General features: G+C 68.9%; 8 protein-coding genes and 1 rRNA gene. All 9 read right to left on the bottom strand.

The features are described from left to right. Nucleotides 1-76, bottom strand: a 16S ribosomal RNA gene (locus tag MHY20_RS11020); the annotation flags it as partial. A gap of 716 nt (nucleotides 77-792) precedes the next feature. Beyond that, on the bottom strand, nucleotides 793-2,067 hold the full coding sequence (tyrS, locus tag MHY20_RS11015) for a tyrosine--tRNA ligase (RefSeq protein ID WP_239376788.1): 1,275 nt from the start codon (nucleotides 2,065-2,067) through the stop codon (nucleotides 793-795). Between the two features lie 164 nt (nucleotides 2,068-2,231). Next, nucleotides 2,232-3,686, bottom strand: a complete 1,455-nt coding sequence (gene argH, locus MHY20_RS11010) for an argininosuccinate lyase (RefSeq protein WP_183373577.1) — start codon at nucleotides 3,684-3,686, stop codon at nucleotides 2,232-2,234. Then, nucleotides 3,686-4,936 (bottom strand): argininosuccinate synthase, encoded by a 1,251-nt coding sequence (locus tag MHY20_RS11005; protein ID WP_239376786.1) that lies wholly within the window; start codon nucleotides 4,934-4,936, stop codon nucleotides 3,686-3,688. The genes argH and MHY20_RS11005 overlap by 1 nt, the downstream gene beginning before the upstream one ends. Before the next feature lie 59 nt (nucleotides 4,937-4,995). After that, complete coding sequence (locus MHY20_RS11000; RefSeq protein WP_183373575.1) at nucleotides 4,996-5,529, bottom strand: arginine repressor; 534 nt, start codon at nucleotides 5,527-5,529, stop codon at nucleotides 4,996-4,998. Beyond that, nucleotides 5,526-6,584 (bottom strand): ornithine carbamoyltransferase, encoded by a 1,059-nt coding sequence (gene argF / locus MHY20_RS10995; RefSeq protein WP_239376790.1) that lies wholly within the window; start codon nucleotides 6,582-6,584, stop codon nucleotides 5,526-5,528. Before argF ends, MHY20_RS11000 begins: the two co-directional genes overlap by 4 nt. After that, nucleotides 6,581-7,915 carry an acetylornithine transaminase gene (locus tag MHY20_RS10990; RefSeq protein WP_239376784.1) on the bottom strand — a complete coding sequence of 445 codons (1,335 nt, stop codon included), beginning with the start codon at nucleotides 7,913-7,915 and terminating at the stop codon, nucleotides 6,581-6,583. Before MHY20_RS10990 ends, argF begins: the two co-directional genes overlap by 4 nt. Continuing rightward, a complete protein-coding gene (argB, locus tag MHY20_RS10985; protein WP_183373573.1) occupies nucleotides 7,908-8,837 on the bottom strand; it encodes an acetylglutamate kinase in 930 nt (309 codons plus the stop codon). Before argB ends, MHY20_RS10990 begins: the two co-directional genes overlap by 8 nt. Continuing rightward, nucleotides 8,834-10,015, bottom strand: coding sequence for a bifunctional glutamate N-acetyltransferase/amino-acid acetyltransferase ArgJ (gene argJ / locus MHY20_RS10980; RefSeq protein WP_239376782.1), 1,182 nt, complete (start codon nucleotides 10,013-10,015; stop codon nucleotides 8,834-8,836). The genes argB and argJ overlap by 4 nt, the downstream gene beginning before the upstream one ends. Nucleotides 10,016-10,102: the final 87 nt, after the last annotated feature.

Raw genomic sequence — 10,102 nt, 5'->3', positions numbered from 1 at the left:
GCCTTCATCGTTCGACTTGCATGTGTTAAGCACGCCGCCAGCGTTCGTCCTGAGCCAGGATCAAACTCTCCATAAAAAAATTTGAAACCCGGCAGAAAACAAACAACCGACGCTGATAAAAGATCTGCGTTCAATTGTCCGAAGAAATCAACTAAAAAATTGATCCTCTGCCAAAAAACTTTGGCATCAATAAACAGACACACTATTGAGATATCAAACAACTTGCGCACCCGAACCTCACCCCCGATCACAATCGGCGGTCCGCTCCGGAGCAACCCCTCTAACCTACTCAGCTGACCAGACCCTGTCAAATCCCGGCACCGTGACCTCAGCCACACCGAACGGCCGTCCCGGTTCACCTCTTCAGTTATCTCCCTGAGCAGCACCCGGAAGAAGTTCATCTCCCGTTCACCGCCCTGCGGGGCAACGAGATAAAACACTACGGCCCCCGAACCGAGGCGCGCAACCCTGTGGGGGCATTTGGTGGCGCGAGCAACATACGCCCCGGCTCGCCGTCCGATCTGTCCCGATTCTCAGGTCGCTGACCTGCAGTTTCGTGACGGCGGCCACCGTGTTCGGGGACCGCGCTGCTGAAGGGGGCGGTGCTGAGACGGCGAACGGGGCACCAGTCTGTGCTGGTGCCCCGTTCGGGTTCAGTGGTCGTGATCGGGGAGCCGAGTCTGCCTCCTATGCGATGCCGCGTCGCGATCCATCTGGAATCGGGCGAGATCCATCAGGATTCGGTCGCGATCCATGAGAAAGCGGTCGACGTCCATCAGAGACGCAGGCGAGTCAGTCGCCGATGCGGATCATGGCGGCGTTCTTCTTGCCGCGGCGCAGCAGGACATATCCACCGGCGAGTCGCTGCACGGAACCGAGCTCCGCATCCAGAGCCTCCGGACCACCGGCCAGCTTCTCGCCGTTGATGGACAGGCCGCCGTCCTTCAGCGCGCGGCGAGCCGCACCCTTGGACTCCACCAGGCCGCTCTCGGTGAAGGCGTCGATCAGCGGAGCCGTGCCGGCCAGCGACACCGTCGACAGCTCGCCCGCGATCACACCGACGGTTAAGTCGTCGAGCTCGCGGACATCGCCGCGGCCGAAGAGAACAGCCGCCGCAGCCTTCGCCTGCGCCGTCGCCTCCTCACCGTGCACGAGCGTGGTGAGGTCATCGGCCAGGGCGGTCTGCGCCTCGCGCTTGAAGGAGCGCTCAGCCGTCGCCTCCTCCAGCTCCGCGAGGTCGTCACGGTCGCGGAAGGTGAAGTAGCGCAGGTAGTTCATGACGTCGCGGTCATCGGCGTTGAGCCAGAACTGGTGGAAGGCGTACGGGCTGGTCAGCTCCGGATCCAGCCACACGGCGCCGCCCTCGGACTTGCCGAACTTGGTGCCGTCGGCCTTCGTCACCAGCGGGGTGGTCATCGCGTGGGCCTGCACGCCCTCCACCCTGCGGATCAGATCAGCACCGCCGACGATGTTCCCCCACTGGTCGTTCCCGCCGAACTGCAGCGTGACGCCGTGGCGTCGGTACAGCTCGAGGAAGTCGAGGCCCTGCAGGATCTGGTAGGAGAACTCGAGGTAGCTGAGGCCCTCGTCGGAGCGCAGTCGCGCTGCCACGATCTCGCGGGACAGCATCGTGCCCATGCGGAAGTGCGAGCCGTAGTCGCGCAGGAACTCCAGCGCGTTCATACCGCCCACCCAGTCCAGGTTGTTCACCATGGTGACGCCGAACTCGCCCTCAGTGTCGAGGAACGGTTCGATCTGGCCGCGCAGCGACTCCACCCACTGTCCGACCACGTCGGCCGAGTTCATGACGCGCTCGCCCGACATGCGCGGGTCGCCGATGAGGCCGGTGGCGCCGCCGACCAGCGCGTAGGGCTTGTGACCGGCGAGCTGGAAGCGCCGCATCGTGAGCACCTGGGTCAGGTGGCCGACGTGGAGCGACGCCGCAGTCGGATCGAAGCCGCAGTACAGAGACAGGGGTCCCTTCGCCGCGGACTCAGCGATGGCATCACGCCCCGTGGAGTTCACGAGCAGGCCGCGCCATTCCAGTTCGTCGACGATGTTCGACACCGATTGTTCTCCGTTTCGTGTGATCGCCCCGACGGGGCGGGTGGCGGATCGCCCAGGTGGGACGGGTAGCAGTGCGCCCCGTCCGGGGGCGGGAGGACGGGCCGCCCCGCCAGGGCGGTGACTGTCCCCGACGTTGCCGGGGCAGTCACGATTGCGGGTTAAACCTACCGCAGGGGCTCAGTGAACGACCGCAGGTCCTCCAGCGCAGCCTGCGCGCGCGACACCTGCTCCGCTACTGCCGACCGGGCCGTGCCGCCCTTCGAGGACCGCGAATCGATCGACCCGAGGGTGGTCAGCACCTCCCGCATCTCGGGCGTGAGATGCTCCGAGATCCCCGCATAGTCCTCATCGGTGAGGTCCCACAGCTCGCAGTCGCGCTCCTCCGCCAGCTGCACCGCCGCACCGGACAGCTCATGCGCCACCCGGAACGGCACGCCCTGGCGCACGAGCCACTCCGCAATATCGGTCGCCAGTGCGAAGCCGCGCGGCGCCAGATGCGCCATCCGGTCCGTGTGGAAGGTCAGGGTCGCCACCATGCCCGCGAACGCCGGCAGCAGCAGCTCCAGGTCATCCGTCGCGGTGAACACCGGCAGCTTGTCCTCCTGCAGGTCGCGGTTGTACGCCAGGGGCATCGCCTTCAGCGTGGCCAGCAGGCCCGACAGCTCGCCGATCAGGCGACCTGACTTGCCGCGCGTCAGCTCCGCCACATCCGGGTTCTTCTTCTGCGGCATGATCGAGGACCCCGTGGAGAACGCATCATCCAGGGTGACGAAGGAGAATTCCTTCGTGTTCCACAGGATGATCTCCTCGCTCAGGCGCGACAGGTCCACCCCGATCATCGCCATCACGAACGCATACTCTGCGAACACGTCACGCGAGGCGGTGCCGTCGATCGAGTTCTCCGCCGAATCCGCGAAGCCCAGCTCCCGCGCCACAGCCTGCGGATCCAGCCCAAGCGACGACCCGGCCAGCGCGCCCGAACCGTACGGGGACACCGCGGCGCGCTTGTCGAAGTCGACGAGGCGCTCCACATCCCGCAGCAGCGGCCACGCATGCGCCAGCAGATGATGGCTCAGCAGCACCGGCTGCGCATGCTGCAGGTGCGTGCGGCCCGGCATCGGCGCCTCCGGGTGCGCCTTCGCCTGCTCGATCAGCGCCGCCACCACGTCCAGAACGCCCGCGGCCACGACCCGCGCGTGATCACGCAGGTACATGCGGCCGAGCGTCGCCACCTGGTCGTTGCGGGACCGGCCGGCGCGCAGCTTGCCGCCGAGTTCATCGCCCGCAATCTCCAGCAGGCCGCGCTCCAGCGCCGAATGCACGTCCTCATCCTCCAGCGAGGGAACGAATTCGCCCGAGGCGACGCGCTCATCGAGCGTGTCCAGTGCCTGCAGCATCCGCTGCAGTTCGTCCTCGTCCAGCAGACCGGCGCGGTTGAGGACGCGCGCGTGGGCGCGAGAGCCCAGCAGGTCGTAGTGCGCGAGTCGCCAGTCGAAGTCCGTGGACTTCGACAGCGCCGCCATCGCCTCCGCGGGGCCCGACGCGAAGCGTCCGCCCCACAGGCTGATGCGCCCGTCGGCCCCCTGGCCCTCCGCCTTCCCGGAACCGCTCGCGGGCATCAGGACTCGCTCCCTGCGTTGAGGCTGGAGCCGTCACCGAAGGTGGGGCCGTTGCCGAACTTCTCATCGCGTGCCGTGGACTGCTTGGAGGCCAGGCCGTAGATCTCGATGAAGCCCTTCGCGTTGGACTGGTCGAAGCTGTCGCCCTCGTCGTAGGTGGCGAGGTTGAAGTCGTACAGGCCGGAGTCGCTGCGGCGGCCCGTGACGGTGGCGCGGCCGCCGTGCAGGCGCATGCGGATGTCACCGGAGACATAGCGCTGCGTGTCGTCGATGAACGCATCCAGGGAGCGCTTCAGCGGGGAGAACCACTGGCCGTCGTACACCAGGTCGGTCCAGCGGTCGGAGACCTCGCGCTTGAAGCGGGCCTGCTCGCGCTCCAGGGTGACGCGCTCCAGCTCCCGGTGCGCCTCGATCAGCGCCATCGCGCCGGGTGCCTCGTACACCTCGCGGGACTTGATGCCCACCAGGCGGTCCTCCACGATGTCGATGCGGCCGATGCCCTGCGCGCCGGCGCGGCGGTTCATCTGCTCGATCGCCTGCAGCGGCGTCACCTTCTCGCCGTCGATCGCGACTGGCACGCCCTGCTCGAAAGTGATGACGACCTCGTCGGCGACCGGCGGGAACGCCGGATCGTCGGTGTACGAGTAGACGTCCTTGGTGGGCTCGTTCCAGATGTCCTCGAGGAACCCGGTCTCGATGGCCCGGCCCCACACGTTCTGGTCGATGGAGAACGGGTTGGACTTCGTGGTCTCGATCGGCAGGTTGTTGCGCTCGGCGTAGTCGATCGCCTTGTCGCGGGTGAGGGCGAGGTCGCGCACCGGGGCGATGCAGTTCAGCTCCGGGGCGAGGGAGGTGATGGACACTTCGAAGCGGACCTGGTCGTTGCCCTTGCCGGTGCATCCGTGCGCCACGGTGGTGGCGCCGAACTTCTTCGCGGCGGCCACGAGGTGCTTCGCGATGACGGGGCGGGAGATGGCGGAGACGTTCGGGTAGGCGTCCATGTACAGGGAGTTCGCCTTCAGCGCCTGCATGCAGTACTCCTCGGCGAATTCGTCGCGCGCATCGGCGATGTACGCCTCCACGGCACCGCAGTCGAGGGCGCGCTGGCGGATGACCTCGAGGTCCTCGCCGCCCTGTCCGACGTCGACCGCGCAGGCGATGACATCAGCGCCGGTGGCGTCGTGGATCCAGCCGATGGCGACCGACGTGTCGAGGCCGCCGGAGTAGGCGAGGACGATCTTCTCTGTCATGGGGTTCCTCCTCTTCGGGATGATGCTGTGGAAGTCTTCGGGGCCCGTCGGGCCGGATGTCAGGTGTTCGGGGTGCGCCCGTTCGCGAGCGACAGGAGCCTGTCCGCCAGCTCGGGACCGTCGGCGATGCTGCGGGCTATCAGCAGAATCGTGTCATCTCCTGCGATGGTGCCCAGCAGAGTCGGGATCACGGAGTGATCGAGGGCACTGGCGAGGTACTGCGCCGCCCCCGGGGGTGTGCGCACCACCACGAGGTTGTCGCTGGCCTCCGCGGACACCAGCAGCTCCTCGCAGAGCCGCGCGAGCCGAGCCGAATAGTAGTCGGCGGCCTCCTCGCCGGGGCGGAACGGCCGGTGCCGCTCCCCGCCGAGCGCCGGCAGGGTGTACACCAGCACGCCCGTGGAGGAGCGCACCTTCTCGGCGCGCAGGTCCACGAGGTCGCGCGACAGGGTCGCCTGCGTGACCGACACGCCCTCCTTCTCCAGCAGGGACAGCAGAGTGGACTGACTGGAGACCTCGTTGTGGGCGAGCAGCTGTGTGATCAGCTGCTGGCGGGACGCCTTGGTGTGCGGGGTGAGCTGCGCGTCGGTCATCGGGCGGCCTCCATGGTCGCAGTGGGGGCCGACGGATGCGCCGAGTCCCCGGGTGCCCGGGTGTCCGCCGGGCCGGTGGTCGCCTCGCCGGTGCTGGCCTGGCCGGTGCTGGAGGAGGAGGCGGCGTCGGCGAGGAAGGTCATCAGCGCCTTCTGCGCGTGCAGACGGTTCTCCGCCTCATCCCACACGGCACTGGCGGGGCCGTCGATGACGCTGGCGGCGACCTCCATGCCCCGGTAGGCGGGCAGGCAGTGCAGGAACAGTGCGTCATCGCCGAGCGCCATCAGCTCCTCGGTCACCTCGTAGGGGCGCAGCGCCCGCTCGATCCGCTCGTCCTTCTCGGTGCCCATCGACACCCAGGTGTCCGTGGCGATCACCTGGGCGCCGAGGCACGCCTCGCGCGGGTCCTCGGTGACGGTGACGGAGCCGCCCGTCTCGGCGGCGATGGCGCTGGCGCGCTGCACGGTCTCCGCCGACGGCGCCCAGCCGGCGGGAGCCGCAACGCGCACGTGCATGCCGGCGAGCGCCCCGCCGATGAGGTAGGAGGCGGCCATGTTGTTCGCACCGTCGCCGCAGTAGGCGAGGGTGCGGCCGGCCAGAGCGGGACCGCTCTCCTCCAGGCCGTCGCGGCGCTGCGCGATCGTCGCGAAGTCCGCGAGGATCTGGCAGGGGTGGCCGGCGTCGGTCAGGGCGTTGATGACCGGCACGCTCGCATGCTCCGCCATCTCCACCAGGCGCTCGTGCCCGCTGGTGCGCCACACGATCATGTGGTTCATCCGCGACAGGATCCGCGCGGTGTCCGCGATCGGCTCTCCGCGGCCGAGCTGGCTGGCGCCGGTGTCGATCACCAGGGAGTGGCCGCCGAGCTCCGCAACGCCCGTGGCGAAGGAGACGCGGGTGCGGGTGGAGGGGAGGTCGAACAGCAGGGCCACGGTCTTCGGCCCCTCGAAGGGGCGGCGCAGGAACCGGTCCTCGCGCATCTGGGCGGCGAGGTGCAGCACCTGGTTCTGTTCGGCGGACGTAAGGGAGTCGTCCATCAGCATGTGTCGCATCAGGAGGTGACCTCCTCGATCAGGGCCGGCAGCGCCGCGGTGAAGCGGGCGAAGTCCTCGGCCGTGGTGGTCAGGGGCGGGGCGAGCCGCAGAACGGTCGCGGTGGGGGCGTTGAGGATGAAGCCGATTCTGCCACCGGCCTCAGGATGCAGCGCCCCGGCCGCGGGGGCGCCGATGGTGGGAGCGAGGGCGGGGCGCGCCGGAGCGGCGGCCCGGTTCAGACCGGCTGTGACCAGGTCCGCTGCGATCGGCTCGTTCAGTTCGAGGCCGAGCAGGAAGCCGCTGCCGCGCACACCCGCGATCACGGGGTGCTGCAGCTGCTGGATCTGCTCCCGCACCTGCTCGGAGGTGCGCCTCACGTGCGCGAGGAGCCCGTCGGCCTCGATGGCGGTGAGCACGGCGAGACCGGCGGCTGCGGCGAGCGGCCCGCCGCCGAACGTGGTGCCGTGCTGGCCGGCGGTGAGCAGAGTGGAGGCGTCCTCGCCGAACGCGACGACGGCGCCCATCGGGAAGCCGCCGCCGAGGCCCTTCGCGAGGGTCATGACGTCCGGCTGAATGCCGTGCTCCTGGTGCGCGAACCAGTGGCCGGTGCGGCCCACCCCGGTCTGGATCTCGTCCAGGATCATCAGCGCGCCGTGCTCGCGGGTGAGGATGCGCATCGCCGAGAGGTAGTCGTGCTCCAGCGGCAGCACACCCGCCTCCCCCTGGATCGGTTCGGCGATGACGGCGCCCACTCCCCCGGCCTTCAGTTCGGCGCGCAGGCGGTCGGTGTCGTTCGCCGGGATGAACTCGACCCCGCCCGGGAGCGGCTCGAACGGCTGTCGGAACGCGTGCTTGTGGGTGAGGGCGAGCGCACCGATGGAGCGGCCGTGGAACGCGTTCTCCAGCGCCAGGATGCGGGGCTTTCCGGTGCGGCGCGCGATCTTGAACGCCGCCTCCGTGGACTCCGTACCGGAGTTGGTGAAGAACACGCCGGAGCCGGCGGGGGCGTTCGCCAGGTGCAGCAGCTTCTCCGCCAGGTCGATCTGCGGCTTCGTGGCGAACAGGTTCGAGACGTGGACCATGTGCTGCGCCTGCTCGGTGATCGCACCGACGAGCGCCGGGTGGCCGTGGCCGAGGGCGTTGACGGCGATGCCGCCGAGCAGGTCGAGGTAGGTGGCGCCGGCCTCATCGGTGACGTACGAGCCGTGGCCCTCCACCAGGACGCGCGACGGTGCGAACAGCGGCATCATGGCGTCCGCGTACCGCTGCAGCGTGGGCGCGGCTGCGGTCTCGGCGGCGCCCGGGGCTGCCGACGGGGCCTGCTGTGCGTGCTGACTGCTGAACTCAGACATAGTCGTCCCTCCGAACCATTGTTCCCACGCCCTTCTCCGTGAAGATCTCCAACAGCACCGAGTGGGTGATGCGGCCGTCGATCATGGCGGCGGTCCTCACACCGCGGTCCACCGCATCCAGCAGCGCCTGCGCCTTCGGAATCATGCCGGCTGTCAGGGTCGGCAGCATCTCCCGCAGGTCCTTCGCGGAGATCTCCGGGATCAGCGACTCGGTGCGCGGGTAGTCCGCGTACAGTCCCGCCACGTCCGTGAGCATCACCAGCTTCTCCGCACTCAGCCCGGTCGCCAGCGCTGCCGCGGCGGTATCGGCGTTGATGTTGAGCACCTGGCCGGATGCGGTGCCGTCGGCCGTGATCTCCGGTGCGATGGAGGAGACCACGGGAATGAAGCCCGCATCCAGGATGGCCATGAGGTTACGGAGGTTGACGCCGGTGACGTCGCCGACGAGGCCGAGGTCCACCATCTCCCCCTCGATCTCCTGCGGGGGCCGGCGGCGCGCCTGCAGCAGGTTCGCGTCCTCCCCGCTCATGCCGACGGCGTAGGCGCCGTGCTGGTTGATCAGGCCGACCAGTTCGCGGCCCACCTGGCCCGCAAGCACCATCCGCACCACGTCCATCGTCTCCTCGGTGGTGACCCGCAGGCCGCCCCGGAACTCGGAGTGGATGCCGAGGCGCTCCAGCATCGCGGTGATGTGGGGGCCGCCGCCGTGCACCACCACGGGGCGCAGGCCCGCGTGGCACATGAACACGATGTCGGAGGCGAACGCTGCCTTCAGCTCGTCATCGATCATGGCGTTGCCGCCGTACTTCACCACCACGATCTTGCCGTGGAGGCGCTGCATCCACGGCAGGGCCTCGATGAGGACCTCGGACTTCAGCTGGGCGCGTTCGAGGACGTCGGAGTACTTCACTGCATCGATCATGAGGAGTAGGCGCTGTTCTCTTCGACGTAGTCGTGGGTGAGGTCGTTGGTCCACATGTCGGCGCTGGCCGTGCCGGCGCCGAGATCCACCACGATCTCCACCTCGCGCGGTGTCATGTCCACGAGGTCGCGGTCACGGCCCACTCCCCCGCCGCGGCACACTTCGATGCCGTTGACGGTGACGGAGAGGTCGTCGGCGCTGAACGGCGCCACCTGCTCCGGCACGCAGCCTGCGGCCGCCACGATCCGGCCCCAGTTGGGGTCGTTGCCGAAGATCGCGGCCTTCACGAGGTTGGAGCGGCAGATCTCCCGGGCGACTGCTTCGGCGGCGTCCTCGGTGGTGGCGGAGGTGACGGTGACGTGGACGTCATGGGATGCGCCCTCCGCATCGGCGACGAGCTGGCGGGCGAGGTCCGCGGACACCTCCCGCACCATCTGGGTGATGTCCTCCTGGGAGGGCTTCACTCCGCTGGCGCCGGAGGCGAGGAGGATGACGGTGTCGTTGGTGGACATGCACGCATCCGAATCGACCCGGTTGAACGTGGTGGTGACGGCGTCGGCGACGGCCTTCTGCGCCTGCTTGTGGGTGATGTCCGCGTCGGTGGTGATGACTACGAGCATGGTGGCCAGCTGCGGCGCCAGCATTCCGGCGCCCTTGGCCATGCCGCCGACGGTGATGCCGCCGCGGCTGACCTGCGCCTCCTTGTGCACCGAGTCGGTGGTCATGATCGCCTGCGCCGCGCCGGTGCCGTGCTCGGCGCTGTCCCCGGCGCTCTCGGCGGCTGCCGCGATGCCGGCGGTGAGTGCGTCCATCGGCAGGAGAGTGCCGATGAGGCCGGTGGAGCAGACGAGCGCCTGCTCGTACCCGGCGCCGACGGCGGCACCGGCGGCAGCGGCCATGGAGGCGGCGTCCCGCATGCCCTGGGCGCCGGTGCAGGCGTTCGCGCCGCCGGAGTTCAGCGCCACCGTGGTGATCGGGGTGCCGGTTCGGTGAGCGGTGGCGAGGGACTCCTCGGACAGGAGGACGGGCGCGGCCTTCACCCGGTTGCGGGTGAACACGGCACCGGCGGAGAACATGGGGCCGTGGTTGATGACGACGGCGACGTCGGATTGTCCGGTGGTCTTCAGGCCGGCTGCGGTGGAGCCGGCGGTGAAGCCCTGGGCTGCTGTGACGGACATGGCGGTCCTTTCTTCTCGCACTCGCGAGGCGGGGCCGGCGCCGGGTGGCGGCGGGGCGGCGCGTGACGGTCTGGAGGGTCTGCGGGG

Origin of the sequence: Helcobacillus sp. ACRRO (assembly GCF_022347125.1) — a bacterium.
Lineage (GTDB): Bacteria > Actinomycetota > Actinomycetes > Actinomycetales > Dermabacteraceae > Helcobacillus > Helcobacillus massiliensis.
Note: the sequence above shows the minus strand (reverse complement) of the source record. Positions and strands in the feature narration are given on the sequence as shown.

Excerpts from the sequence above, each read along its gene's own strand:
- argH (WP_183373577.1), bottom strand. The coding sequence starts at position 3,686 with ATGCCCGCGAGCGGTTCCGGGAAGGCGGAGGGCCAGGGGGCCGACGGG.
- MHY20_RS11005 (WP_239376786.1), bottom strand. The coding sequence starts at position 4,936 with ATGACAGAGAAGATCGTCCTCGCCTACTCCGGCGGCCTCGACACGTCG.
- MHY20_RS11000 (WP_183373575.1), bottom strand. The coding sequence starts at position 5,529 with ATGACCGACGCGCAGCTCACCCCGCACACCAAGGCGTCCCGCCAGCAG.
- MHY20_RS10990 (WP_239376784.1), bottom strand. The coding sequence starts at position 7,915 with ATGTCTGAGTTCAGCAGTCAGCACGCACAGCAGGCCCCGTCGGCAGCC.
- argB (WP_183373573.1), bottom strand. The coding sequence starts at position 8,837 with ATGATCGATGCAGTGAAGTACTCCGACGTCCTCGAACGCGCCCAGCTG.
- argJ (WP_239376782.1), bottom strand. The coding sequence starts at position 10,015 with ATGTCCGTCACAGCAGCCCAGGGCTTCACCGCCGGCTCCACCGCAGCC.